This window comes from Streptomyces sp. NPDC107471 (assembly GCF_055582845.1).
The window spans coordinates 41174-66463 of record NZ_JBVJPC010000019.1 but is presented as its reverse complement, the minus strand read 5'-3'; the positions used below and the strand labels follow the sequence as shown (position 1 = coordinate 66463).

The following is a 25290-nucleotide window of genomic DNA, read 5'->3' as shown; positions in this document are numbered from 1 at the left end:
CGAAGCACCACTAACCCGCCGACGCAGTCTGACATGCAGCGGCAGCAGCAGGCGACCTCACCGCAGGTGAAGGAAGCTCCGGACGTCGTCATAGCCGTCGCGGGCCCGCCCGTCCACATCCGAGGGATCCGCCGCGGCCGGCACCGCCAGCGACTCCACCAAGGCGCGGGCCTCATCGCTGAGATACCCAAAGCGGCGAGCCGCATGGCCCAGGCACAGCACCCTGGGTCGGCTCATGCACCACCGCCGCCTGGCCCGCGACTACGAAGCCCTCCCCACCCGCTCCACCGCCATGATCTACATCGCGATGATCGCCCTCACGACCCGCCGCCTTGCCCGTCATCCACACCAACCTGGCGAGGAGCGTGAAACGCATTAAATGTGCAGAACGGGATGAAACGACGGATCGAAACGCCCTCTTAGTGACCCGGGCCGCCCGCAACCGCCCGGATATCGCCGTGACCCATGATGCGGGCCTCCGCCCCCATCATCAACCGCCGCTGCCGCTCGTCGAGATGAGGAAACAACTCCCCGAACTTCACGACGAGTTGACCACGAACCTCCACGGAAACACCCATAGCAAACCAGCGAGCCGGATCACGCGAAGCAAGTTGATTCTCTGCGAGCCCTTACAAAGAGTGGTGCCTGGCCGCCCGGCGGGTCAGGCGATGGGCTCGGCCACGATGATCTGGAACCGCTTGAAGGACAGCTTCACGGTGTTGTGCTGAGCAGTGGCAGTTCCGAGAGACCTGCCGGTGAACGGGTCGGTCAGGCGGTACCTCGTGTGGCCCAGACCGCGCAGCTCGACTGTCCCGTCCCACTGGTCGGCGTAGAAGGCGTAGTGCAGGGTCCGCTTCTTGGCCACGACATGCGCCTCGGGCTTGTCGAAGCCGATGTCGTACAGCTCACCGCGGTACTCGCCGGTGGGCAGCATGTTCTTCTCGTACAGCGACACCCACTTGCGCCAGAGGACCTCCTTCTCCGGGGTGAGGTCGGTCGCCTCGTCCGGGGCTCCGGTTCCGGGGAGGGTGAACTTGGTCGACAGGACGGCTCCGACCCCGTAGGAGGACGCGAAGTCGTCGCCGTTGTCGCTCAGCTCGACGTGGTCGCCGGCATAGCTGCTGCCCGCGCCCATCAGCGCCTTCATCGACTTGCCCTTGCTCCGGACCTGGTAGGAGGACTCCGGGTCCGAGCTGGGGTACTGGTCGACGTAGGGCAGGTTGTGGAAGGCGAAGGCGGTGCCGCAGGGGCAGAGTTCGACGAGGGCGTCGGGGTTCGCCGCGTGCGCGGCTTCGTGGATCGCCTTCCAGAACCGGGCCAGACCCTCGGTGGATTCCTCGGGGCGGGCGTGCCGGTGCTTGGGGTTGTAGCAGGGCGCGACGCTGTTGAGGTGCTGGCCGTCGATCTTGAGCCCCTCGTAGCCCCAGTCGCCGATGAACCTCTTCGCCTGCTCGACGAAGTAGTCCACAGTCGGCTGGTAGGCCGGGCAGAGTGTGTAGGCGTCCCACCAGGTGACGTCCTGTTTGTTGCCGTCGCGGTCCAGCAGCAGCATGTCGGAGCGGTCCCGGATCAGGTTGCTGTCGGGGTCCGCCGCGAGCGGGGCCCACCACAGGCGCGGTCGCAGGCCGGCGTCCCGTATCTCCTTGGTGAAGGCCCGCATGTCCGCTTCGCCGCGCGGGAACTTCGCCGTATTGATGTCCCAGTCGCCTTCATTGGTCTGCCAGCCGTCATCAAGCCCGGCCCAGCGCAGACCGACCGCGTGCACCTTCGGCAGCGCTGCGGTGATCTGCTCGGTGGCGAAGTCGCGCTCATAGCCCCAGGCACACCAGATGGGCTCGAAGGCCGAGGCGGGGACCTCGGGGGCGCGCTGGCCGATGTCGCTCATGTAGTCGCGGTACCGCTGGAGCGGCACGAAGTGGTCGCTCGGCAGGGCGGTCAAGAACGTGGTGCTGGTGCTGAGTTGACGACCCGGCTTCAGGGTGCGGGCGGTGTCGTTCTGGATGGCGATGCTCGCTCCGGCGGCCGTTTTACGGACCGGCATGCGCAGGATCGTCGCCACAGGCTCGACGTGTCCGACGGAAAGGCCCGCGCCCCGGCGCCAGATGGTCGCCAGCGGGGTGCCGCCGCCGTAGTCGGAGGAGTCCATCCCCAGCGAGTTCTCCTGGACGTAGCCGTCCTTCACCCGCATCACCCAGTCACGACGGTCCGTGTGCGTGGTGCCGGAGAAGGTGTAGAAGCCGCCGGGGGTCTCCAGGAGTTCGTGGGCTCCGTTGCGCCACCCGGTGACCTTCAGTGCCGTGGAGGACCTGTTGGTGTAGGTCACCTTCATCACGATCATGCCGGCCAGACGCTCGAAGGAGGTCAGCTCGAGTGTCTTGTGTACGCCTTCCTTGGACGTGCCCTCGATGGTCACCCGGATGCCCGCGCCGTGGCGGGCGTGCCGGGTGGTGCGGGTCCGGTGTCCACGGTAGGCGAACGTCTCGATGGTCTTGTCGCCCACCAGCAGGGCTTCGCCGGCGTCGAAGCGAGTGAGGTCGACGCCCTGCAGTGCCACTCGGCTGCGCAGTTGGTCGTCGAACTCCAGGGTGATGGAGGTGTCGCCGACTCCGACGAGGTCAGGATTCGAGTTCGGTGCGGCAGCCGCGGGCGAGGTGCCCATGGCCACGGCCGGGAAGGCGGCCAGGCCGGCACCCCCCAGCGCCACCTTCAGTACGCTTCGCCGGTTCATGTCCGTCATGTCGAACTCTCCTTCGGTCGTGCGTGCCCGCTTGGGGCAGCCGCCTTTGGTCCGTCGTGGTGGATCGTCCAAGTCGAGCAGTGTGCTCGCGACGAAGCGACCGACCGTAGGACTGGTCGGTGCCTGGTCTGCTACCGGTTTTCGCGGTAGGTCGGATGGGGTCGGGGACGGCGTGTCGTGCGAACGGAACCCTCGTGCGAGGTCGCTTCCACCGGCAGTGCGCAGTCACCCTCGGTGAGCTGAGACAACGTTGCCTCGATGACCGGGGGTGGCCGAGCGCGGCGAGACGGAAGGGGTCTCTCAGGGCTGACTTCCTCATCCCCGAGTGGTCTGCATCGAGAACGTAAGTGGTATTCGAGTGGCATGTCAACGGGTTGGTCGCTTGGGCGAGGGTGAGCGGCGTCGATCGGATTGGTATGTTTCTGGTATGACGGATGCGAGAACGCCGATGCCCAGAGGTCTGTTCGGGGACGACGCCCTCCCGTTGTACGAGCGCACAGCCGCGCAGTTGCTCGACGACCTGCGCGCCGCTGCCGCCCGCCCCGGGGACCGGCTGCCCTCCGAGCGTGCTCTGGTCGACCGGTACTCCGTGTCGCGCGTGACACTGCGAGCGGCCCTCGCGCAATTGCAGTCGCGGGGCATCGTGCGGCCGTCGTCGTCGCGCGGGTGGTTCGTCGCCGAGCTCGGTCTGCTCCCCGAGGCGACCATGACGTCCACCTCGGCGGCCCCGCAGGTCCAGGGGTTCGCCGATTACGCCCAGGCCAACGGCTTGACCACGGCCAACAAAGTGCTCTCCGCCACCGTTCGCCCGGCCACGGTGCATGAGGCCGAGCAGCTCCGGATCGCTCCGGGAGCCGACCTCTTCGACCTCCACCGACTACGTTTCCTGGATGGTTTGCTGGTCGTACTCGAGCACAACCGGCTCCCCTTGGCGGCCTGCCCGGCTCTGACCGAAACCGACTTCGCCACGGCCTCGCTCTACGCCACGCTGCGCGCCGCCGACCCGCCGCAGCTCCCCCGCGTCGCCGACTACTCGGTCGAGGCCCGCCACCCGACGCCACGGGAGATCGAGCTGTTCGAGATCGGGGAGACCATGCCGATGCTGGTCGCGACCCAACTGACCTCGAACCAGGAATCACGCCCGATCGAACTGACCGTCCAGGTCTACCGGGGCGACCGCTACCGGTTCCGGGCCTCCATCACCAACCAGGCGTAAACGTTCACCAACCAATTTTGAACGATCGCTGGGAATCACCCCTCGGCCGTTCAATACCAGATGCATACCAGAATAAGACTGTTGACGGCCCTGAATAAGACCAGTAGTGTCCGAAATCAGCCGCAGGCCAGGCCGGCACATTGGCTTGAGATGCGCGTTGAGTGAGGGGTTGGCCATGCAGAGCCCATTGAACGAGGTGGTCCGGCGTCAGAAGGCCGGACAGCCGCTGGGCATCACCTCGGTGTGTTCCGCTCATCCGCTGGTCATCGAGGCAGCCGTGGTGCAGGCGCGGGAGACCGGCGGTCATGTGCTGGTGGAGGCGACTTCGAACCAGGTCGACCAGTACGGCGGTTACACGGGCATGCGGCCCGCGGACTTCCGCGACCTCGTGTACGGCATCGCCGCCGAAAGTGGTCTGCCACTGGACCGCGTGATTCTCGGCGGCGACCACCTGGGACCGAACCGGTGGCAGTCCCTGACGCCCGACGAGGCGATGGAGCGGGCCGACGCCCTGGTCGCCGCCTACGTGGCGGCGGACTTCACCAAGATCCACCTGGACTGCAGCTTCGCGTGTGCCGGTGATCCCGCACCGCTGACCGACGACGTGGTCGCCGAACGCGCCGCGCGGCTGATCCGGGTGGCCGAGGAGGCGGCGGGCCCCGAGCGAGCCGAGCGGATCCGGTACGTGATCGGTACCGAGGTGCCCACGCCCGGCGGCGCGCACGAGACGCTCGGCGCTCTCGTCCCGACCACGCCCGAGGCAGCGCGCACCACTCTGGGGCAGCACCGCAAGGCGTTCGCCCGACACGGCATCGATGAGGTCTGGCCGCGTGTCATGGCCCTCGTCGTCCAGCCGGCCGTGGAGTTCGACCACCTTCAGGTCGTCGACTACCGGCGGGAGCAGACCGAGGAGCTGCGCAAGGTCCTCGACGACGAGCCCACCATGGTCTACGAGGCCCACTCGACCGATTACCAGACCGCCGAGGCACTCACCGCGCTGGTCAGGGACCACTGGGCAGTCCTCAAGGTGGGCCCCGGACTGACCTTCGCCCTGCGCGAGGCGCTGTTCGCTCTCGCCGCGATCGAGGATGAACTGGTCCCGGCCGCCGAGCGGTCAGGGCTTGCCGAGGTCGTCGAGCAGCGGATGCTCGCCGAGCCGGCCGGATGGGAGGGCTACTACCGGGGCGGCGCCGCCGAGCAGCGCCTCGCGCGCCGCTACAGCTACAGCGACCGGATGCGCTACTACTGGCCCGACCCTGAGATCCAAAAGGCCCAGGCCCGGCTGCTGGACAACCTCACGGCCGTGGACATCCCCCTGCCGCTGCTCAGCGCACATCTTCCGCTCCAGTACGCCCGTGTCCGCCACGGCGAGCTCGCCGCCCGACCGCGCGATCTGGCCATGGACCACGTCCGCGATGTCCTGCGCGACTACGACCGCGCCTGCCACCCGAACCAGAAGGAGCACGTGTGACCACGCCCTCCGGCACGCTGTCCTCGGACGACGGCGCTGCCCACACCGTCCGCGAGATCGCCCAGCAGCCCGCGCTGTGGCGCGAGGTCGACAAGATCGTCGCGGCCTCCCGGGACTCACTGGACGCCTTCCTGCGTCCGCTCGTCGCCCGCGGCGACCTGCGCGTGGTGCTCACCGGCGCCGGTACCTCCGCTTTTGCCGGCCAGGTCCTCCAGCCCGCCCTGGCCCGGCGGCTGGGACGGCGCGTCGACGCGATCCCCACCACGGACCTCGTCGCCGACCCCCGCGGCTGTCTCGCAGAGGACGTGCCCACGCTGCTGGTCTCCTTCGCGCGGTCGGGCGACAGCCCCGAGTCCGTGGCCGCCACCATGCTGGCCGATCAGGTCCTCTCCGAGGTGCACCACCTCGTGATCACCTGCAACGAGGAGGGCCGCCTGGCGTGCGAACACGCGAAGCTGCCGAAGTCACACGTGCTGCTGATGCCGCCCGGGTCCAACGACCGCGGCTTCGCCATGACGTCGAGCTTCACGTGCATGACGCTCGCGGCGCTGCTCGCCCTGGGCGGCAGCGCCTACGACGGCGTCGCCGAACGCCTGGCCCGGGCAGCCGAGTCGATCACCGAGAGCAGTGCTGTCGACCGCACTGTCGGCGCCCTCCTGGAGAGCGCGCCGGAGCGGATCGTCTTCCTCGGCAGCGGTCCGCTCAAGGGCCTCGCTGAGGAGTCGGCGCTGAAGGTGCTGGAGCTCACCGGTGGGACGCTCATGGCTGTCGCGGAGTCTGCGCTGGGATTCCGGCACGGTCCCAAGGCGGTGCTCAACGACCGTTCGGTCGCGGTGGTGTACATGTCGAACGACCCGTACACCCGCAAGTACGACCAGGACATCTATGCGGAACTGTGCGGAAATCTGCCCGCCGGCAGCGTCGTCACGGTCTCCGCGGACTCCGGCGCGGGAACGGGGGGCCCAGGCACCGACGCCTGGCCGCTGCCGGGCCTCGACGGCGTCGAGGATGTCGCCCTGGCACTGTCCGCCGTGGTGTACGCCCAGCTCATCGCCCTGCGTGCCTCCCTGGCTCGAGGTCTGCGGCCCGACAACCCGTTCCCCTCGGGTGAGATCAACCGCGTGGTGCAGGGCGTGACCCTGCACTCCTTGCACCCCTGATCAAAAGCATCAACGGCGCGGACCGAGGGCGCCGGACGGAGGTACAACGATGTTCCTAGGTGTCGACGGTGGCGGTACGAAAACCGCATTCTGCATGCTCGACCGGTCCGGACACGTCGTGGCGCGAGCGCAGGCGGCAAGTTCCTACTACTTCTCCCACGGCATCGAGCTTGTCGAACGTGTGCTGAAGGAAGGCGTCGAAGCTGTCTGCACGGCGGCCGGGCTGGCCCCCGCCGACATCGAGTACGCCTTTTTCGGGCTGCCCGGTTACGGGGAGGCGGCCCGCGATCTGCCCGTCCTGAACGCAACCCCGCGAGCGGTGCTCGGGCACGACCGTTACGCCTGCGACAACGACATGGTCTGCGGCTGGGCGGGTTCCCTGGGCGCCGTCGACGGCATCAACGTCATCAGCGGCACCGGTTCGATGACCTACGGGGAGCGGCTGAGCCGAGGCGTGCGCATCGGTGGCTGGAGCGAGATGTTCGGTGACGAGGGATCGGCGCACTGGATCGCGATCCGAGGCCTCAACGCCTTCTCACGGATGAGCGACGGGCGGCTCCCGGAGGGCCCCCTGGCCGAGGTGTTCCGGCGCCACCTGCACCTCGCGTCCGACCTCGACGTGATCGACGTCGTCCACAACCAGTGGCAGGGCGACCGGAGCCGGATCGCCGCGCTCAGCCGCCCGGTGGCCGAGGCGGCCGCTCTGGGCGACGCGGTCGCCACGGAGATCCTCACCGACGCGGGCCGGGAACTCGCCCTGCTCGTCGACGTCACCCGCGAACGGCTGGAGTTCGGCCCGGACGAGACCGTACCGGTCTCCTACTCCGGCGGCACCTTCGGCGCCCACATGGTCCTGGAGGCGTTCGCCTCCGGACTGAAAGATCGTTCCACCGACTATGAGCTGCGACACCCTCTCTACGAGCCTGTCGTGGGTGCTGCTCTGTACGCGGCAAAACTCGCTGGAACCTCGCTCGACCCGGGAGCGCTCGACGCGCTGCGCATGGCCCCCGGGATCCCTGCCTCAGGAGAGGACGACCGATGAACAGAGGTACGAAGAGCTGGATCGTGTACGCGTCGCTGCTGGTCCTGTTCTGGGGTGTGTGGGGCGCCTTCTCGAGCGAGCCGAACAGCAGGTACGGCTATCCCAACGAGATGATCTACATCATCTGGGCCTTCACGATGCTCATCCCCGCGTACTTCGCGATGCGCGGCAACACATTTGACCGTCGGCCGATAGCCGCAGGGTACGGACTGATCGCGGGACTGACCGGCGCCGGCGGACAGTTGCTGCTGTTCCAGGCGCTCGCCAACGGCCCGGCGTACCTGATCTTCCCCCTGGTCTCGCTCTCCCCGGTGGTCACCGTCCTCATGGCGATGGTGCTACTGCGTGAGCGGATCAACCGGCTCGCCCTCGTAGGTGTCGTCGCGGCGCTGGCGGCGATCGTGCTGCTCAGCATTCCCAGCAGCAAGGGCGACTCGAACTCACACGGCCCGTGGCTGCTGATGGCCATCGTGATCTGCGTCGCCTGGGGTGTGCAGGCGTTCTGCATGCGTAAGGCCGCGGTGGTCGGGGTCAACGACGCGACGACCTTTGGCTGGATGACCATCAGCGGACTGCTGCTGGTGCCGGTGGCGCTCGTGATGATGGGCGATTTCCCGTCCGATGCCCCGTGGCAGGCGCCCGCGCTCACCGCGGTGACGCAGGTCCTCAACGCGGTCGGTGCGCTGTTCCTGGTCATGGCGTTCAGCCGGGGCAAGGCCACGGTGGTCGCCCCGGTCACCAACGCACTTGCGCCGGTGCTGACCATCGTGCTGTCCCTGGCGGTCTATCAGAGGCTCCCGAACGTATGGGGCACCCTCGGCATCGTGCTGGCCCTCGCCGGCTCGACCCTCATGGTCTACAGCGACGAGAAGAGCGGCGAGAGTTCCGTGGCCCCGGGGGCTGCGGACGTGGACGTGAGTCCGGCTCCGCAGAAGTCCTGATCGCCCACGCATCTCTACCGGCCGAACCACGTAGCGGTACGGGCCGACACCGGCCCGTACCCACCGAACCGACATGAAAGCGAGGGGACACCCGTATGCCCCTGGTTCCCACGCGCGAACTCGTCTCGAAGGCCGCCGCCGCAGGCAGGGCCGTCGCCGCGTTCAACGTGATCACGCTGGAGCACGCCGAGGCGATCATCGCCGGCGCAGCCGCGGCGGGCGCCCCGGGGGCGATCCTGCAGATCAGCGAGAACGCCGTACGGTTCCACGGCGGCCGGGTCGAGCCGATCGCGCGGGCAGCGGCCGAGGTCGGAAAAGCCTGTGCTGTCGACGTCGCACTGCACATGGACCATGTGACGGACATGCGGCTGCTGCGCACGGCGGCCGACGCGGGGTTCTCCTCCGTGATGTTCGACGCCGGGGCGCAGCCGTACGCCGAGAACGTCGCCGCCACCCGCGCCGCGGTCCAGTGGGCCCACGGTGCGGGTCTGTGGCTGGAGGCCGAACTCGGCCATGTGGGCGGCAAGCCCGACGCCCCCGCGAGCGCCCACGCGGCCGGGGTGCGCACCGACCCGCAGGAGGCGGCGCGCTATGTCGCGGACACCGGCGTGGACGCCCTGGCCGTCGCCGTCGGCAGCAGCCACGCGATGACCGAGCGCTCCGCGACTCTGGACCATGCGCTCATCGAACGACTGCGGGAGGCCGTGCCCGTACCTCTGGTGCTGCACGGTTCGTCGGGCGTCGGCGACAACGATCTGCGACAAGCCGTTCAGGCGGGCATCGTGAAGATCAACATCGGTACCGCTCTCAACGTCGCGTTCACCGGCGCGGTCCGCGAGACACTGGCGCAGCGCCCCGACCTGACCGACCCCCGCCCTTACGTCGCCAAGGGCCGGGAGGCGATGGCGGAGACGGTCCGGGTCCTACTCGGTGTGGTGAGTGGCTGAGCGGGGCCGAAGCTTTCGAGGCTTCTACCCTCAAAAGTACGGCCTGTGCGAGCCGCCGGAAAACCAGGAGTCCTGGACGTCGGGGGCCACGGAGAGCCTGCTGGAGAAGTTTCGCATCGCCCTCAAGGACGCCCGCGACCGGGCGATCGCCGAGGACGACGAGGTGACGACTGTTCGAGCCGCGCCCGCCGTCCTGGGATGCGCTCGACTGGGCGCCGGCCTGCAGGTCGCGGACGGCTAAGTCGATGATGTGGAGCTGGGTGTCGGGCTGGCAGTGGGTGCAGGCGCGCAGTCCGTCGGCGAGGAGGCGGCGGGCTTCGTCGCGGCTGATGGGGCGTCGGCGTGAGCCGATCATGTGGCAGTGCCCGGCGTGCACCTGGACGGGCGGCTTGCGGGTGCCGATGCCGATTTCGACAACCCACTCCGCCGGCTTCGGCCGGTTCTTCCGCCCGTGTTCCTCTTCGGCCGCGCGGCGTTCCAGGCGGGCGATTTTCGCGTCGATGCGGTGCAGCCACAAGGCGTGCCACACCCGCAGGGTGTGCAGTCGGTCCAGGTCGAGCGGCAGGTCATCGAACACATTTTTGATTCTATGCCCATGATCACGTCTCGTCCCCTCGCGTGTTCGATTTTATGTTCGATAACATGGTGGGGGAGGTGAGCACGATGAGTACGCAGGTGACGGCAGGTAGGCGGGGCGTGGTGATGCATGTGCGCTGCCCGGACCGGCTGCCGGAGGAGACCTACCGGCAGGTCCTGGAGGAGCTGGCCGGTCTGTCACCGGTGGTGCAGGCACTGCCGCCGACCGCTGCCCTGGTGGACCTGCGCGGTGCCCTGCCGTATTACGGCGTCGACGCCGGCCGGCTGGGGGAGGTGCTGCGGATCAGGACGATCTCCCGCCTTGGCGTCGACGTCCGTCTCGGCATCGGCCCCTCCATCACCGTCGCAGCTACCGCCTCCGGCCAGGTCTCTCTGCCGGGCGGAGTCCTGGCGATCGCTCCCGAGGAGGTTGCGAGGTGGCTTGGTCCGCTGCCTGTCGAGGCCTTGCACGGGATCGGCCCGCGGCAGGCTGCCGCGCTACGGGACTACGGCGTGCACTGCGTGGGCCTGCTCGCCGCGGTGCCACCCGCCACCGTGCAGCGCCTGCTGGGTGGAAAGGCCGGCCGTCTGGCCGCAGACCGGGCCCGCGGGATCGACCCCCGTCCTGTCGTGCCCCGCGCGCTGCCGGCCGCGGCGAGCGTGCGCTACCGCTTCGATGAGCACACCCTGGACGGCGCCGTCGTCCGCGCAGCCCTGCTCGAACTGGTGGTCCGGCTCGGTACCCGGCTGCGCGGCCGCGACCAGGCCGCCCGCGCCCTGACCCTGTCGTTGCAGTTCGCCGGCGGCGGCAGTTGGGACAAGACCCGCCGCATGACGGCCCCTTCCGCTCACGAGGACGATCTGCGCCAGCTCGCCTACCAGTTGATGGACGCCGCAGGATTGCAGCGCGGCCGCCTGACCGCCCTGGTCTTGAAGGGCGAGGACCTCATCGACGCCGACCAGGTCGCCTGGCAGCTCTCCCTCGACGACGCCCGCGAGAACCGCCTTGCCGCGGAGACCGCCGTCGACCGGATCCGTGGCAAGTTCGGGCCCGGTGTCATCGGGCCTGCTGCCGTCTTCCGTCACGCCTCATAACCCCAACCCCCTTGCCCCCGATCCTTTGGCCTGCTCCCGCTGGAGGTAGCCGTGCTGCTGGACCCGCCAGGACCGCGCGGCGCACCCCCGGGGCATGCCGCACTGGCCCTACGTCCAGGCCGTCGACGACGCCCTCACCGCACGCGGCATCCCACCGGGTACGGTCCGGGTCGGCCACCATGGCCTCGATCGCGGCCTCATCCGCTACATCACCTTCGCGTGGGATGTCTCCCGCACCAGCGGCCGCGGCGGGATCCGGCTGGACTGGGAGGAACGCCAGGGCTGGTACTACACCCTGACCGGGCTGAACGCCTACGACATGCTGCTCTACACCGTGGCCACGGCCCTGCGCACACCGATCGCGGGCCCGGAACGGGTGGCCGACGTAGCGGAGGAACTGGTGCGCTTCCGCCGGCTGCCTGATGCGGAGTACCGGGAGGAGTGGGTGGGCGCGCGGGAGGTGCGGACCGCCGCGGACGATTTCCGCCGCAGCCGCCTGGGGTTCGGACCCTTGCGGCGGCAGGAAGGTGCCGGCTCCGGGAAGACGGCAGGAAGTGGTGTGCATCTGACCATCGACACCGACACGTACGAGCAGGCGGCCGCAGCACTCCGGGCCGCGTACGGGCGCCGTTCCCTTGCATGAGGAGTTAGCCGCATTACGGAGCGTGGTGGAGGCGCCGGAGACGCTGGCCGGTGCGAGAGGTGTGCGGGCTGTCTGACGGGGGTGGGACGTGCTGCCGTTGTCTGAGGTGTCTGAATGATCGTTGGTGGCTACGGTGCGCGCACCCCCTCAGAGCTGACAGCAGATCAGGTCATGTGGGCGGTAGCTGCTTTATGCGCGGCGGGTGTGGCGAGCAGTCCATGACTTGCTGGTCGCCCGGTGTCGGCAAGGTCTCCTACCGGTACCGTGCCCGCCCCCAATGAGCGAGGCGGGCACGGTGGTGGGGCGCTCAGCGTGCGCGCACGGACGCGCCGTAGCTGTCGGTCTGGCGCAGTACCCGTACCTCGTGGGCAGGGGCCGGCCAGGCATGGATGAGGTACCACTCGGTGATCTGGTCCGGGGCCAGGTCGACGGCGGTATCCCGGCCGCGGGCGTGAACGCGCAGGTGGTAGTCGCCGGGACCGTGGAAGGACAGGACGGGCGTTTCCGTGAGTGAGAACGTCCCCCTGCCGGGGGATCAGGCCCTGCAGACCACGGTGGCCTTGGAAGGAGGCGGGACGTCGATCGCCGACGCCCGCCGGCATGCAGCCGACTTGCTCGCCTACGTGCAGGCTGTGTACGGGCTGCCGGTTTCGCAGCGTGCCGTGGATGTGACCCGGCTGGTGGTCAGTGAGCTGGTCACCAACTCCCCCAGTACGCGCCGGGCCCGGTGCTGCTGGATGTGCGGGTCGACGGCGACGTGGTGGAGGTGGCGGTGTGGGACGGTGATCCCGTACTGCCGGTGGCCCGCGCCGCCGACGCAGGGCGGATAGGCCAGCACGGCCTGGAGATCGTGATGGCCGTCGCCCAGGGTTTCGCGGTGCAGTGCGAGCCGGTCGGCAAACGCATCACCGCCCGCATCGCACTCCTTTGACGACCCCGGCGGAACGTGACCAGTCGCTAGCGCCACGGCCCTTCCTGATCGCAGCTCGGTGCGGCTACCCGGATGATCCGTTCCCATGTCCTTCGGTCTGCCAGGTGTGCACGGCTGCCGCGAGGTGCTCCTTGAGGGGCGCCGGCATCGGCTTGCCGGTCGCGGCGTCCGTGATGGTCTGGGCGATCTCCCGCAGTTTGGTGTTGCTGTGCTGGGAGACGGTCAGCAGGATCTCCCACGCCTCTTGAGGCTGGCAGCCGTAGCCGGTCATCAGCACGCCGCGGGCCATGTCGATCACAGGTCGGCTCTGCATCGCCTGCGTGAGCTGTTCGCGCTCCTTGAGTAGTTCGGCGGCCGGATCGAGCAGCTTGCGATACGCGTCGTCGCCTTCTTCGACCTGCTCAGAGGGGTTGTGTCGTGGGGGAGGCCGCATGGCTTACTCCTGCCCCTCACCCCGGCCGGCAGACGCATGAGTCCCGTCAGTGGCCTCTTGCGTGCCGCCCCTTGTGGAAACGGCGTCGGTGAGCGTCGCCCGGACATCGAGCAGGGTGATGGCCCCGGTCAGTTCCAGTATCTGCAGCAGCTCCTGCGAGGGCGCGGCCACACACAAGGACATCCGGGCACTCGCCCGCAGCAGCAGGGTCAGGAACATCGAGCCCGCGAACGTGACGCCTTCCGCGTCCAGCACGACGGGGGAGTGCTCTTGTGCGGCACTCACCAGTGCCTGATCGAGCAGCTCCATGTTGTCCATGTCGAACGCGCCGCGGGCCACAACGACTGCGGCCTGGCCCTGCACGTACCAGCTCACCGTGCCTTCGGGTGCGCCCTCGCCCGGTGCGAACTGCGACGGCCCGCCCGATGGTTCATCGAGTCCACCAGTCATGTGTTGATTGTCGCGAACGGACGCATGGGTGGGGACGGCGTCGATGGGGGCTGCCACTGTTGTTGCCGGAGCGGGCGTGTGGTCGCATGTTCCCCTTCTCGGTCATCTCGTCCTTCCCGTCGCAATCGTTGTCGCGGGTCGGCACGGTCCTGGTTGCGTCCGACCAGCCGGTCTTCAGCCTCGGCGGCGGCCCCGCGCCCTGCTTTTCCCAGCCCTTGGCAATTGGGACGCGCCGTGTGGTGCGACGTCCGAAGGTTCGATCCGATTCGCCGCCGACGTCGAAGGTGGCGCTCATGCAGATCGGTCGGGCCGAATCGTTGAAGGTGCCCTGCCCATGGTGACCAGGGAGGCTGACGGGTGCGAAGCGGCACTCGTCAGCCCGAGGTTGGGAGGGGCCGAGGAACAGGAGGCCAGCCATGGAATACCTGGTCACAATGACAACCCGGGTGCCGGAAGGTGCACCGGAGGACCGCGTGGCGGACGTTCGAGCGCGCGAGGCGGCGCGTACCCGGGAGCCGGCCGCTGAGAGGCGGGTGCTGGGGCTGTGGCGCGCCGCGCTCGGGCCGGGCGAGTGGTGCACTGTGGGCCTGTCCCGCGCCGACGGCCCCGACGACCTTGAACGCGCGTTCGCCTCGATGCCGTTGCGCGTGTGGCGCAGCGACGAGCCCACGCCGCTCGGCGCGCATGCCGACGTTCCCAGGCCCGCTAACGGACTCCCCGTTTCCGACAGCGGGGAGTACTCGGCGCGATTCATCCTGACGGTGCCCGACGGCACGAACTCGAAGGCCGTTGACGAGTTGCCCGGCCGCGAGGCCGACCGCACGCGTGACCCGGCCGCCGACGCGTCCCTGGTCCAGATGTGGACGTTCCCCGGGCGAGGGCGCTGGCGCAGTCTCGGCCTGTGGCAGGCCACGCAGACCGACCGGATGCGGGAGATCCTGCCGTCCCTGGCGTTGACCGACTGGCCGTCCGCCGAGACGGTGCCGCCGGCCCGTCATCCCAGTGACCCGGGCAGCGTGGGAGCATGACCGCCGGCCTGACCACGGGCGTGGGCGAGTCGGCAACCGGCATGCGCCGGGTCGCGCGACACCGTACTGGCGTCGTGCCCCCGGCGTCTTGGACGATCGTCATGAGCCTCGGTGTCGTGTCGATCGATCTGCTCGCCGTCCATCAGACTGTGCTCTCGGCTGTTCTTCTGTGGTTCGCCGTCGGGGTCTGGCTGCTCCTGGTGGTCGTGCTGGGTGCGCCGCTGGTCTTCTGCCGCGGGCGGTTCCGGCGGGACGCCGGCTCGCCGGTCACGTTGACGGGCGTGGCTGCCAGTGCGGTTCTCGGCGCCCGATTTGCTGTGTCGGACCAAGGCGCGGTCGGGGCGCTTCTTCTCGGCGTCGCGGCTATCGGCTGGGCGGCGTGCATGGTGCCGGTGCTGCGACATTGGAAGACGCCTACAGTCGGGGTTTCGTTCGTGCTCGGCGTCGCCACGGAGGGGTTGGCGCTGGTCAGTGCGCTTCTGGCTGTCGCCTACCGCGCGCAGTGGCTCCTCACCGCTGCTGCCCTTCTTGTGCTGCTCGGGCTGCTCTTCTACGTCTTCACGCTCGTACGGTTCGACCTGCGCCAATTGATCAGCGGGGCCGGTGACCACTGGATCGCCGGCGGGGCGCTGGCCATCTCCGCCCTGTCGGTCGGTCTGGTCACCGAGGCCGCCGTCGCGTTGGGTCAATTCGGGCACCTGCATCAGGTCCTGGTCGTCGGCACCCTCGTGCTCTGGTGCGTCGCCATGGCCTGGCTCGTCCCGCTGATCGTGGGTGAGGTCGTCCGGCCGCGGCTCGCCTACGACGTACGCCGTTGGGCGACGGTTTTTCCCCTTGGGATGTACGCCGCGTGCAGCTTCACCGTGGGGCGGGTGGCCGGCATTCCCGGGATCATCCGTTTCGGGCAGGTCGAGACATGGGTCGCGCTCGGCGCCACGGTGGTGGCTCTTGTGGGATGGGTGCGCTCGGTCCGGCGCGCGTGACGCATCCCAGAGGTCACGATCTGGATCTGGCGGCTGCGGATCGGGTCCGATCACAACTCACGGCTGTCCTGGGACCGCGAACGACCACGCCGTTGCGGATCCTGCGGGGTGCCGCACTTGACGACGGTACGCCGTGCGATGCCACCGTGCTGCTGACGCACCAGGCGCGTACCGCGCAGTCAAGTGCCCAGTCACTCTTCGGCCCGGCCGGCTGTCCCGAGGTCGCCCAGGACGCCGGCCTGTGCCCGCACGGGCATCCTTGCCGAGGGCTGGTCATGCCTACCGTGCCGCGCGGCCCGCGCGCCCTCTCCTGGCACGTCCTATATGCGCCGGGGGTGCCTGGCTTCCCTGGCCTCACTGGCCGAGGGGCCTCGGCCAGTGAGGCCAGGGAGTCTGACCGGTTCGGACTCGCCGCTTCGGGCGGGAGTCTGATCCGGACGGTGGTTCTGCGACGCAGACGCAGGCCGCGCCCCCTGGACGGCGGGAGTGATCGAGGATGGCGAAGGTACTGTTCGTGGTTTCAGGAGCCGCGTACCTGACGTTGAAGGACGGGACCCGCTACGCGACGGGTTACTGGGCCGAGGAGTTTGCGCGCCCGTTCAAGGCGCTCACGGACACCGGTCACGAGGTCGTGGTCGCGACACCGGGCGGGGTGACACCGAACGTCGACATGATGAGCCTGCGCCCCTCCATGGCCGGGGGTGAGGAGGGGGCCCTCGAACTGGAGGCCATCATCCGTTCCGCGGAGACGATGCGGCGGCCGATCCAAGTGTCCGACGCCCGTCTCGAGGACTACGACGCGGTCTACCTGCCCGGCGGCCACGGTCCGATGCAGGACCTGTGGGTGGACGCCGACGTGGGCCGGCTGTTGACGGCTGCGCTCGCCTCCGGCAAGCCGCTCGTCATCGTGTGCCACGCCCCCTCTGCGCTGCTGGCCACCCGGATCCACGGCGAGTCACCGTTCAAGGGCTACCGGGTCACCTGCTTCACCAATGAGGAGGAGGCGGCTGTCGGGCTGGCCGATAAGACGCAGTGGCTGCTGGAGGACGAACTGAAGGAGAAGATCGGTGTCGAGTTCAGCCGCGGCCCGATCTGGGAGCCGTACACGGTGGAGGACCGCAACCTGTTCACCGGGCAGAACCCGCACTCGGCGGCGGTCCTGGCGGAGCGGCTGCTCAAGGAGCTGAGCTAGCAGCACGCGCGCCGCGGAGAGCCGCATTGGACGGTAGCTGTCGGCTGCGGGCATTCGTACCGGTCGCGCGATCTGCCGCGTGGCATGCCCGCGGCCTGGTATCTGCCCTTACCCCTGCGGGCGAGGGAGTGCGTGCCGACGAGCCTTGGGGCGTCGGCATCTCGTGAGAGCACAGGAGGCGCAAGTCATGGACATGAAACTCGAAGTCGTGGTGGTGCCGGTGTCCGACGTGGACCGAGCCAAGGACTTCTACACTTCACTGGACTGGAGGCTCGACGCGGACATCGCCACCGACGAGCACTTCCGGGTGGTGCAGGTGACGCCGCCGGGCTCGCCCGCGTCGGTCATCTTCGGCGCCTCGGTCATCTCGCAGACGCCGGGCTCGGCTCAGGGCCTGCACCTGGTCGTGGACGACATCAACGCCGCGCACGACGAGCTGAAACGGCTCGGCGCCGAGCCGAGCGAGGTGTTCCACGACGCCAGCGGCGTCTTCCACCACGCCGGCAGCGACGCCCGGGTACCGGGCCCGGATCCGCGGCGCAGCAGCTACGGCTCGTTCCTGTCGTTCAGCGATCCGGACGGGAATTGCTGGGTCCTGCAGGAGATCACCACGCGCCTGCCGGGACGTCTGGAGCCGACGACGACGACGTTCGCCTCGGCGGGGGATCTGGCGGCCGCTCTGCGTCGAGCCGCGGCCGCGCACGGCGAGCACGAGGCACGCACCGGCGCCGAGGACCCGAACTGGCCGGATTGGTACGCGCGGTACATGGTGCGTGAGCAGGCCGGAACAGGATTGCCGTCCTGAGCGTACCGGCCAGGTCCGGTGAGGCGCTTAGGTCGGGCGCGGCCCCCAAGGCCCACGAGCGGATGATCTTCGCGGGGTCCGATCGGACGGGGCGACGGGAGGAAGTGAGCCAGGCATGTCCGACAAACCGCTGGCGGGAGCCGTGGCGCTGGTGACGGGCGCCAGCAGTGGAATCGGTGCCGCGACCGCGCGCCGGTTGGTGCAGGAAGGGGCACAGGTTGCACTCGTCGCCCGCCGCGGTGACCGATTGGGCCTGCTCGCCGACGACATCACGAATCAGGGCGGTCAGGCGCATGCCGTGATGGCCGACATCACCGAGCACGAGCAGGCGTACCAGGCCGTGCAGAACAGCCTCGAGCGGTTCGAGCGCCTCGACATTTTGGTTAACAGCGCCGGGATCATGCTGTTGGGCACGGCCCTGCACACCACGATCACGGAGTGGGACCGGATGGTATCGCTCAACGTGTCGGCGCTGCTCCACGTCACCCACGCCGCCGTTCCGTACCTGATTGACGCGGCGGTCACATCTCGGCGGCAGGTCGCCGACATCGTGAACGTCGGCTCGACAGCCGGACGCGTCGCCCGGCCCGGCAGCAGCGTCTACAGCCTGACCAAGTTCGGTCTGAACGGCTTCACGGAAGCGCTGCGCCAGGAGCTGCTGGCGGAACGGGTGCGCGTTGGCCTCGTAGAGCCGGGCACCGTGCGGACGGGGCTGACGAACCATCTCGGCGAGGCCGTTCGGGACGCGGCACTGCGGCAGGTCAGCGGGATCGAGCCGCTGCGGGGCGAGGACATCGCGGACGCCGTCGGCTACATCGTCACACGGGAACGGCGGGTGGCCGTCAACGAGATGCTGGTTCGTGCCGGTGATCAGACATGGTAAACGGGACGGAGGACGGACGGGTGAAACGCGACTACGACGTCATCGTGATCGGCGGCGGGGCACCCGGCGAGCACTGCGCCAGCGCCCTTGCCGACGGCGGTCTGCGCGTTGGCCTGGTGGAGCGCGAGCTTGTGGGCGGGGAGTGCTCGTACTGGGCGTGCATTCCGTCCAAGACGCTGTTGCGCCCGGGCGAGGCAGTGCACGGGGCGCGGGAAGCCGCGGCGACCGCAGAGGTCGACGTCCAACAGGCGCTTGCCTGGCGGGACTTCATGGTCTCGGACTACTCCGATGCCGGCCAGGAGCGCTGGCTCGCCGCGAACGGCATCGACCTGCTGCGCGGCACCGGCCGGCTGGCCGGGCCGGGTGCCGTGGAAGTGGCCGGTGTCCGCTACACCGCCGAGCATGTCGTGGTGGCCACCGGGGCAGCGCCGGTCGTGCCGCCCGTCCCCGGCCTGCGCGAACTGCCGGGCATCTGGACCAACCGTGAGGTGACCGGTATGAAGGCCGTCCCGCGCAAACTGATCGTGCTCGGTGCCGGCCCCGTCGGAGTGGAGATGGCGCAGGCCGTACGACGCCTCGGCGGCGAGGTGATCCTGACGGCCCCCGGCCGGCACGTCCTGCCGCGCGAGCCCGCGCCGCTGGGTGAGGCGCTCGGTGAGGTTCTGCGCCGCGACGGCGTCGAGCTCGTGCTCGGTCCGCACGCCGCAGCCGCCGGCTTCGACGGCGCGGAATACGTCCTGACGCTCGACGACGGGCGGGAGCTGCGCAGTGACAAGCTGCTCGTGGCCACCGGGCGCCGCCCGCGCGTCGACGACATCGGCCTGGAAACCGTCGGCCTGCGCGCGGACGGTCACGGCATCCCGGTCGCCCGCACGCTGCGGGCCGCCGAGCGGCTGTGGGTCGTCGGCGACGCCACCGGCCTGTGGCTGCTCACTCACGTCGGCAAGTACCAGGGCGAGGTCGTCGCGGACAACATCCTCGGCCGGCCCCGCGAGGCTGACTACACGGCCGTACCCCGCATAGTCTTCACCGATCCGCAGGCAGCGGCGGTCGGCGCGACCGAGGCACGATACAGCGCCACCGTCCCGATCTCCGAGGTGGCCAAGACCGCGGCTTACACCCGCGCGTATGCCGAGGCGAACGGGTTTCTCACGCTCTTCAGCGACGGCCGGAGCGTCACGGGAGCGTGCGCGCTCGGCCCGGAAGCCGGGGAGTGGCTGCAGCAGGCCACCCTGGCCGTCCGCGCCCGGATCTCCCTGGACGTACTGCGCGACACGATCCAGCCGTTCCCCACGTTTTCGGAGATCTACGTCGCCGCGATCAAGGACCTGTATGACCAGGTCGCGCGAGATGAGACCGTGAAGGGAAAGACTCCCCCGTGACCCACCGACCTACCCCCACGCTTTCTCGCATGTACTCGTCGAGCCGGCGGGTAGTGCAAGTTCGCCCGATTTGGGACGCTTGAGTCGACTGACGTCCACGCGTGCCACCACTGTCCCGGCGATCCGTGCCGGCGAGACTAGGAGGGCGAAGTGAGTGGTGTCCTCAGCGAGGAGCCTGTGGGCCTCCTCGGCCGGGCCGAGGAGTGCGCGGAGCTCGACCGCCTGCTGCGAGCGGGGCTGAGCGGCGAGAGCGGGGTCGTCGTGCTGCGCGGCGACGCAGGGGTCGGCAAGACCGCGTTGATCAACTACGTGTCCCGGCACGACGGAGCGTGGCGTACCACCACCGTGGCGGGCGTCGAGTCGGAGATGGAGCTCGATTTCAGCGGTGTTCATCAACTCTGTGCGCCGTTCCTGGGGTATCTCGACCGGCTGCCGGACCCGCAGCGGGTCGCACTGCAGACCGTGTTCGGTCTCAGGGCCGGACCCTCGCCGGACCGGTTTCTCGTCGCTTTGTCCACGCTGACGCTGCTGGCAGAGGCGGCCGAGGAGCAGCCGCTGCTGTGCCTTGTCGACGACGCGCACTGGCTCGACGCGGCGTCGATGCAGATCTTGGGCTTCGTCGCCCGCCGCCTTCTCGTCGAGCGGATCGTGATCGTATGCGCCGCGCGAACCGGCATGGGCGACAGGGCGCTCGCCGCTCTTCCTCAGTTGACGGTTTCGGGGCTCGACGACAGCGATGCGCGTGCCCTCCTGCTCGCGAGCATGGCGGGCCCTCTCGATGCGGCGATCCGTGACCAGATCGTCTCTGAGAGCCACGGCAATCCGTTGGCCCTTCTGGAGTTGCCCCGCACCTGGAAGGTGGCGGAGCTCGCCGGCGGTTTCGGGCTTCCCGGCGACCAACCGGTCGCGGGGAAGATCGAGCAGAGCTATTCACGTCGGCTGCTGGAGCTGCCCCCAGACACGCAGTTGCTGGTGCTCATCGCCGCCGTCGAGCCCCGAGGCGATCCTGTTCTCCTGCACCGTGCGGCGGGGTCGTTGGGCCTTGAGATGGGCGCTGCAGCTCCCGCGATCGACGCCGGGTTGATGAGGTTCGGGCGGCGGGTGGAGTTCGCCCATCCACTCGTGCGGACGGCTGCCTATCACTCGGCGAGCTCCGCAGATCGCGAATGCGTGCACCTCGCGCTGGCCGAGGCCATCGACCCGGAGCAGGATCCTGATCGGCGGGCCTGGCATCGCGCCCACGCGACGGCCGCTCCCGACGAGGATGTCGCCGCCGAGCTCGAGCGCTCCGCCGGGCGCGCACAAGCGCGCGGAGGCCTCGCCGCCGCGGCTGCGTTCCTGCACCGCGCGGTGTCCTTGACGCCGGACCGGGCCCGTCGTGTCGACCGTGCGCTCGCGGCGGCGCAGGCGAGCCTCCAGGCCGGTGCGTTCGATGTCGCCCTCGGATTGGCGGCCACCGCGGAGACAGCCTCGGTGAACGACCTTCAACGCGCCCGTGTGGATCTTGTGCGCGGTCATGTCGCGTTCGCGTCGAGCCAGGGCCGAGATGCCCCGCCGCTGTTGCTCACGGCCGCGAAGCGGCTTGAGCCGCTCGCCACGGAGCTCGCTCGCGAGACCTATCTCGACGCGTGGGGCGCAGCCTTGTATGCGGGCGACCTGGCCGCAGGCGGGAACCTCGTCGACGTGTCGCAGGCCGCGCAGCAGGTCCCGCAGTCGAAAGGCGACGCTCGGTCGGCGGATCTGCTGCTGGCCGGCCTTGCCGCCCTGGTCACGGGCGGACACGACGCCGCGGCCGCGACGCTGCGGAAGGCACAGAAGGCGATTTCGACTGAGAGCACGGTTGAGATCAGTTTCCGTTGGGGCTGGCTCACGGTCGTGCCTTCGATCGTGCTCTGGGAAGACAGGATGTGGCAGGCGATCACCGAGCGTCAGCTCAGACGTACACGCGAGGTGGGCGCGCTCGCCCGGCTCCCGATCGATCTGACGGGCCTGGCGCTCACGCTCGCGTGGCGAGGTGAGTTTGCGGCCGCTGCCTCGGCCATGGCTGAGGCCGGCGTGGTGGCGGAGGCCACGGGAGCGGAGTTTGCGCCTCTCAACGCGATGCAGCTCGCGGCTCTGCGGGGCCGAGAAACCGAGCTTCGCGCGCTGGTCGAGGCGACGACCGCGTTCGGGACAGCCAGAGGCCAGGGCAACAGCGTGCTGTGGACCCATTGGGTCACGGCCCTGCTCTTCAACGGCCTCGCCCGCTATGAGGAGGCGCTGGTGTCTGCACAGAGGGCGACCAGGGCGGGGTTCGATGTGATCCTGCCGGGATGGACCCTGCCCGAGCTGATCGAGGCGAGCGTCAAGACCCACAAGCAGGACGTCGGACAGGAGGCGCTCGAACGGTTCGAGCGAATGACCCGAGCCGCCGGCACCGACTGGGCTCTGGGACTGGAGGCCCGGTGTCGGGCCCTGCTGAGCGTCGGCGAGAGCGCCGACGAGCTCTACCGCCTCGCCGTCGAGCGGCTGGACCGCACGCCCCTTCGCACCGAGCTCGCGCGGGCCCATCTCCTGTACGGCGAATGGCTGCGGCGCGAACGGCGCCGCCTGGACGCGCGCGAGGAGCTGCGAGCCGCCTATGAGATGTTCGCCGACATCGGTATGGAGGGGTTCGCCGAGCGTGCGCGCAGGGAGCTGGCGGCGACGGGCGACAAGGCGCGCAAGCGAACCCTCGAGACGCGCGACGACCTGACGCCGCAGGAGCAGCAGATCGCTCGACTCGCGCGCGAAGGCCTGTCGAACCCGGAGATTGGAGCGCAGCTCTTCCTCAGTGCGCGAACCGTCGAGTGGCACCTGCGCAAGGTGTTCGTGAAACTCGGCATCAGCTCGCGCAGGCAGTTGCGGACGGTGATGTCGCCGGAAGGCGAGCTCGTTCGCGCGCACAGCACATAGGGTCTCGCCGACGAGTAGGCATCTGCTCCGCGAGCGCTGCCCGCCACGGGGGCGCGGCGAAGGGGTCACCGAAGTACTGCGTCTCGTGTACGACGCGCTCGTCGGCGAACTCCATGATGCTCACCGACCAACTCGGCGCGCCGTCGTAGATGATGACGCACTCGCTCACCCAGAGGTCTTCTCGGCCGGTGATGCGCAGGACGGTGAAGTGCCGCCTGGCAGGATGCGCGCCCCGCTGCGACGCGATCGTTGCGCGGCCGCGGAACCGCTCTTCCGACTGCGGGTAGTCAAGGACCGCGTCCTCGGCGTAAATCGCGTGCTCGGCCTCGGAGTCCCCGCGTTCGGACGCACGCCAGTGCTCCTGGATTGCTGCTCGTGTCCGCGCATGGGAATCCATCGCGATGTCCTTTCGGTCCGATGTCACCCATCACCTGGCCTGGGCCTCACAGCCTGTGCCAGCTACGACGCCGTGGCTGCGCGGCGGTCCCAGCCGTGGAAGAGGGACCAGTCCCCGGCGTTCCAGGCTTCGCGTAGCCCTGGCCCGCTCAGATCCCAGTCCGGGCGGATCTCGGCGGTGGCGGCGCGCAGGTCGCGCCAGAGGTCGTGGAGCGAGGGCCGGCCCCAGAACCAGTAGCCGTTGTAGATGCTGTACACGAGCAGCCCCGGCTTGAGCACGAGGGTGTGCGGGATCATCGGGTTGTTCTCGGGGTCGGTGTACTCCTGGATGTCCAGGTCCTGCTGGACGAGCCGGCCGGGGTCGGACAGGAAGGGCCACTGGGCGCCGACGGAGGCGCGGAACTCCTGCAGCGTGTGGTGCTCGTCGGTGGCGATGGTGACGATCCGGGTGTAAGCGACGGCCAGCTTGGGCTGGAGCGCCGCGAGGTCCCGGTGCTGCTGGTGTTCCTTGGGGCAGTAGTGTCCGCGGGCGAGCGTGAGGATCATGGGGTCGTCGCCCTGCAGTTCGCTGAGGGTGCGGACGGTGCTGGTGTGATCGGGCAGCGCGTAGTCGGGAAAGACGCCACCGGGGATGATGTCTGGTCTCATGCAACCACTGTCGGGGCTGACGGTGGCCGATCGCGCCAGGGAGACACCCTGGCCCGCACCCTGGCCGCCGGTGTCGCGCTCGACGCTCGCGCATCGTGCCCGGGTCGCTCCCGGGCGCACCCGTGGCCAGTGACTTCCACGGGCGCGACCGGCCGCGCGGTGCGGGATGGTGGACACCAGGCAGGAGCCGTGCAAGGGGGCACGGGGTGTCCGTGACTGTTCGCGATGACATCTGAGCTGACTGGAAGTCTGGGCCTCCCAGCAGGGAGCAAACCGGTCGTGGCCGCGACAACGGCCCGAACCGCAGCATGAACACATGGAAACCCTACGCACGGCGGCCTGGCCCCGCGCACGGTCCGGAGGCATCCGATGAACGACAAGCGCCCCGCGAGGGGGCCGATCACCGTGACGGTGTTCGTCTTCCCCGGAGTACGGCTGCTCGATGTGACCGGCCCCATCGAGGTGTTCGCCACGGCGAACGAGTTCGGTGGCCGTTATCAGGTGCAGATCGCCTCCGACGACGGCTCGGACGTACTCACCTCCGCTGGGACCCGCCTGAGCGCCGATGTGGGCATCGATGACGTACAGGAGCCGCGCGACGTCGTGCTGATCCCGGGCGGTCCGGAATGGGAGACGCTGATCAAGGACGACGCCCTCCTGGATGTCGTGCGGCGTCTGCATGAGAAGGCGTCCTGTACGGCATCGGTGTGCACGGGTGCATTCCTGCTGGCGGCGGCCGGACTCCTGGATGGACGACGTGCCACGACGCACTGGCGGCACTCGCAGCAACTCGCCCGGCGTTTCCCGTCCCTGCGGGCCGAACCGGACGCCATCTTCGTGCGGGACGGGCGCGTAATGACGTCAGCAGGGGTCAGCGCCGGCATCGACCTGTCCTTGGCTCTCGTCGAGGACCACTACGGCGCGGCGGTTGCCCGAGCGGTCGCCAAGGACCTGGTCATCTTCATGCAACGACCGGGCGGCCAGTCCCAGTTCAGTGTCCGCTCGCAGATCCCGAACTCCCGCCACGAGACGCTCCGTCGGGTACTGGACGAGATCGCTGAGGACCCCGGGGCCAACCACACGGTGTCGGCCATGGCCCGCAGGGCGGGCCTGAGTGTCCGTCACGTGACGCGGCTGTTCTGCGAAGAGGCCAAAACCACCCCCGCCCGCTATGTGGAGGAGGTCCGCTTGGAAGCCGCCCGAGCGCTGCTGGAAACAGGCGACGACTCCACGGCTGCGGTTGCGCGACGTACAGGATTCGGCTCACCCGAGTCGATGCGCAGAGCATTCGTCCGGCACCTGGGCGTGACCCCGGGTGCCTACCGGACCCGTTTTCGCACCACCCACGCGGGCAGCACGGATCGGTTGTCCCAAGCCGTCTCGCCGAGGTAGGAGCG

At 69.2% G+C, this 25290-nt stretch carries 24 protein-coding genes and 3 pseudogenes; 21 read left to right on the top strand and 6 right to left on the bottom strand.

Going from position 1 to position 25290, the window contains the following annotated elements:
* Positions 1-220: 220 nt before the first annotated feature.
* Positions 221-369, top strand: a pseudogene (locus ACZ66S_RS39300) (IS5 family transposase); the annotation flags it as partial.
* Between the two features lie 292 nt (positions 370-661).
* Here ACZ66S_RS39300 and ACZ66S_RS39295 read toward each other — a convergent pair.
* Positions 662-2737 (bottom strand): glycoside hydrolase family 36 protein, encoded by a 2076-nt coding sequence (locus tag ACZ66S_RS39295; protein WP_469906374.1) that lies wholly within the window; start codon positions 2735-2737, stop codon positions 662-664.
* A 427-nt stretch (positions 2738-3164) separates the two neighbouring features.
* On the opposite strand from ACZ66S_RS39295, the gene ACZ66S_RS39290 reads away from it, so the two are divergent.
* From ACZ66S_RS39290 to ACZ66S_RS39260, 7 genes are all read left to right on the top strand, one after another.
* Positions 3165-3953, top strand: coding sequence for a GntR family transcriptional regulator (locus tag ACZ66S_RS39290; protein WP_469906373.1), 789 nt, complete (start codon positions 3165-3167; stop codon positions 3951-3953).
* Between the two features lie 175 nt (positions 3954-4128).
* Positions 4129-5424, top strand: a complete 1296-nt coding sequence (locus ACZ66S_RS39285) for a D-tagatose-bisphosphate aldolase, class II, non-catalytic subunit (RefSeq protein ID WP_469906372.1) — start codon at positions 4129-4131, stop codon at positions 5422-5424.
* Complete coding sequence (locus ACZ66S_RS39280) at positions 5421-6584, top strand: SIS domain-containing protein (protein ID WP_469906371.1); 1164 nt, start codon at positions 5421-5423, stop codon at positions 6582-6584. The genes ACZ66S_RS39285 and ACZ66S_RS39280 overlap by 4 nt, the downstream gene beginning before the upstream one ends.
* Before the next feature lie 49 nt (positions 6585-6633).
* Complete coding sequence (locus ACZ66S_RS39275) at positions 6634-7626, top strand: N-acetylglucosamine kinase (protein WP_469906370.1); 993 nt, start codon at positions 6634-6636, stop codon at positions 7624-7626.
* Complete coding sequence (locus ACZ66S_RS39270) at positions 7623-8567, top strand: DMT family transporter (protein WP_469906369.1); 945 nt, start codon at positions 7623-7625, stop codon at positions 8565-8567. Before ACZ66S_RS39275 ends, ACZ66S_RS39270 begins: the two co-directional genes overlap by 4 nt.
* Before the next feature lie 95 nt (positions 8568-8662).
* Positions 8663-9514: a class II fructose-bisphosphate aldolase gene (locus ACZ66S_RS39265; protein ID WP_469906368.1), complete on the top strand. Its 852-nt coding sequence runs from the start codon at positions 8663-8665 to the stop codon at positions 9512-9514.
* On the top strand, positions 9507-9755 hold the full coding sequence (locus ACZ66S_RS39260; protein ID WP_469906401.1) for a hypothetical protein: 249 nt from the start codon (positions 9507-9509) through the stop codon (positions 9753-9755). Before ACZ66S_RS39265 ends, ACZ66S_RS39260 begins: the two co-directional genes overlap by 8 nt.
* A gap of 69 nt (positions 9756-9824) precedes the next feature.
* Here the strand turns inward: ACZ66S_RS39260 and ACZ66S_RS39255 are convergent.
* Positions 9825-9890 (bottom strand): annotated as a pseudogene (locus tag ACZ66S_RS39255) (DUF6233 domain-containing protein); the annotation flags it as partial.
* On the opposite strand from ACZ66S_RS39255, the gene ACZ66S_RS39250 reads away from it, so the two are divergent.
* The 5 genes and pseudogenes from ACZ66S_RS39250 (at position 9876) to ACZ66S_RS39230 (ending at position 12778) form a co-directional block, all read left to right on the top strand.
* Entirely contained in the window at positions 9876-10172 is a 297-nt protein-coding gene (locus ACZ66S_RS39250) for a hypothetical protein (RefSeq protein ID WP_469906367.1), read from the top strand. The pseudogene ACZ66S_RS39255 and the gene ACZ66S_RS39250 overlap by 15 nt on opposite strands.
* A gap of 5 nt (positions 10173-10177) precedes the next feature.
* Complete coding sequence (locus tag ACZ66S_RS39245; RefSeq protein ID WP_469906366.1) at positions 10178-11185, top strand: DNA polymerase Y family protein; 1008 nt, start codon at positions 10178-10180, stop codon at positions 11183-11185.
* Positions 11186-11279: 94 nt separating this feature from the next.
* Positions 11280-11828, top strand: a complete 549-nt coding sequence (locus ACZ66S_RS39240; protein WP_469906365.1) for a DUF6292 family protein — start codon at positions 11280-11282, stop codon at positions 11826-11828.
* 385 nt (positions 11829-12213) lie between these two features.
* Positions 12214-12342 (top strand): hypothetical protein, encoded by a 129-nt coding sequence (locus ACZ66S_RS39235; RefSeq protein WP_469906364.1) that lies wholly within the window; start codon positions 12214-12216, stop codon positions 12340-12342.
* A 28-nt stretch (positions 12343-12370) separates the two neighbouring features.
* Positions 12371-12778 (top strand): annotated as a pseudogene (locus tag ACZ66S_RS39230) (ATP-binding protein).
* 45 nt (positions 12779-12823) lie between these two features.
* Here ACZ66S_RS39230 and ACZ66S_RS39225 read toward each other — a convergent pair.
* Both ACZ66S_RS39225 and ACZ66S_RS39220 read right to left on the bottom strand, forming a co-directional pair.
* The gene (locus ACZ66S_RS39225; protein WP_469906363.1) at positions 12824-13192 is read right to left on the bottom strand and encodes an ANTAR domain-containing protein; all 369 of its coding nucleotides are present in this window, start codon (positions 13190-13192) and stop codon (positions 12824-12826) included.
* A 3-nt stretch (positions 13193-13195) separates the two neighbouring features.
* Positions 13196-13642, bottom strand: a complete 447-nt coding sequence (locus tag ACZ66S_RS39220) for an STAS domain-containing protein (protein ID WP_469906362.1) — start codon at positions 13640-13642, stop codon at positions 13196-13198.
* A gap of 416 nt (positions 13643-14058) precedes the next feature.
* Here ACZ66S_RS39220 and ACZ66S_RS39215 point away from each other — a divergent pair, with 416 nt between their 5' ends.
* The 7 genes from ACZ66S_RS39215 (at position 14059) to ACZ66S_RS39185 (ending at position 22849) form a co-directional block, all read left to right on the top strand.
* A complete protein-coding gene (locus ACZ66S_RS39215; RefSeq protein WP_469906361.1) occupies positions 14059-14670 on the top strand; it encodes a muconolactone Delta-isomerase family protein in 612 nt (203 codons plus the stop codon).
* Positions 14667-15653: a tellurite resistance/C4-dicarboxylate transporter family protein gene (locus ACZ66S_RS39210; protein ID WP_469906360.1), complete on the top strand. Its 987-nt coding sequence runs from the start codon at positions 14667-14669 to the stop codon at positions 15651-15653. Before ACZ66S_RS39215 ends, ACZ66S_RS39210 begins: the two co-directional genes overlap by 4 nt.
* Positions 15654-16149: 496 nt before the next feature.
* Positions 16150-16845 (top strand): type 1 glutamine amidotransferase domain-containing protein, encoded by a 696-nt coding sequence (locus tag ACZ66S_RS39205; protein WP_469906359.1) that lies wholly within the window; start codon positions 16150-16152, stop codon positions 16843-16845.
* 187 nt (positions 16846-17032) lie between these two features.
* The gene (locus tag ACZ66S_RS39200) at positions 17033-17650 is read left to right on the top strand and encodes a VOC family protein (protein WP_469906358.1); all 618 of its coding nucleotides are present in this window, start codon (positions 17033-17035) and stop codon (positions 17648-17650) included.
* Positions 17651-17765: 115 nt separating this feature from the next.
* A complete protein-coding gene (locus tag ACZ66S_RS39195; protein ID WP_469906357.1) occupies positions 17766-18533 on the top strand; it encodes an SDR family NAD(P)-dependent oxidoreductase in 768 nt (255 codons plus the stop codon).
* A gap of 20 nt (positions 18534-18553) precedes the next feature.
* Positions 18554-19915: a dihydrolipoyl dehydrogenase family protein gene (locus tag ACZ66S_RS39190; protein ID WP_469906356.1), complete on the top strand. Its 1362-nt coding sequence runs from the start codon at positions 18554-18556 to the stop codon at positions 19913-19915.
* 150 nt (positions 19916-20065) lie between these two features.
* Positions 20066-22849 carry an ATP-binding protein gene (locus ACZ66S_RS39185; RefSeq protein ID WP_469906355.1) on the top strand — a complete coding sequence of 928 codons (2784 nt, stop codon included), beginning with the start codon at positions 20066-20068 and terminating at the stop codon, positions 22847-22849.
* Here ACZ66S_RS39185 and ACZ66S_RS39180 read toward each other — a convergent pair.
* Both ACZ66S_RS39180 and ACZ66S_RS39175 read right to left on the bottom strand, forming a co-directional pair.
* Complete coding sequence (locus ACZ66S_RS39180) at positions 22779-23246, bottom strand: nuclear transport factor 2 family protein (protein WP_469906354.1); 468 nt, start codon at positions 23244-23246, stop codon at positions 22779-22781. The two genes, ACZ66S_RS39185 and ACZ66S_RS39180, sit on opposite strands and share 71 nt — an antisense overlap.
* Positions 23247-23308: 62 nt before the next feature.
* The gene (locus ACZ66S_RS39175) at positions 23309-23893 is read right to left on the bottom strand and encodes a redoxin domain-containing protein (protein WP_469906353.1); all 585 of its coding nucleotides are present in this window, start codon (positions 23891-23893) and stop codon (positions 23309-23311) included.
* Positions 23894-24262: 369 nt separating this feature from the next.
* Here ACZ66S_RS39175 and ACZ66S_RS39170 point away from each other — a divergent pair, with 369 nt between their 5' ends.
* The gene (locus ACZ66S_RS39170; protein WP_469906352.1) at positions 24263-25285 is read left to right on the top strand and encodes a GlxA family transcriptional regulator; all 1023 of its coding nucleotides are present in this window, start codon (positions 24263-24265) and stop codon (positions 25283-25285) included.
* Positions 25286-25290 lie beyond the last annotated feature (5 nt).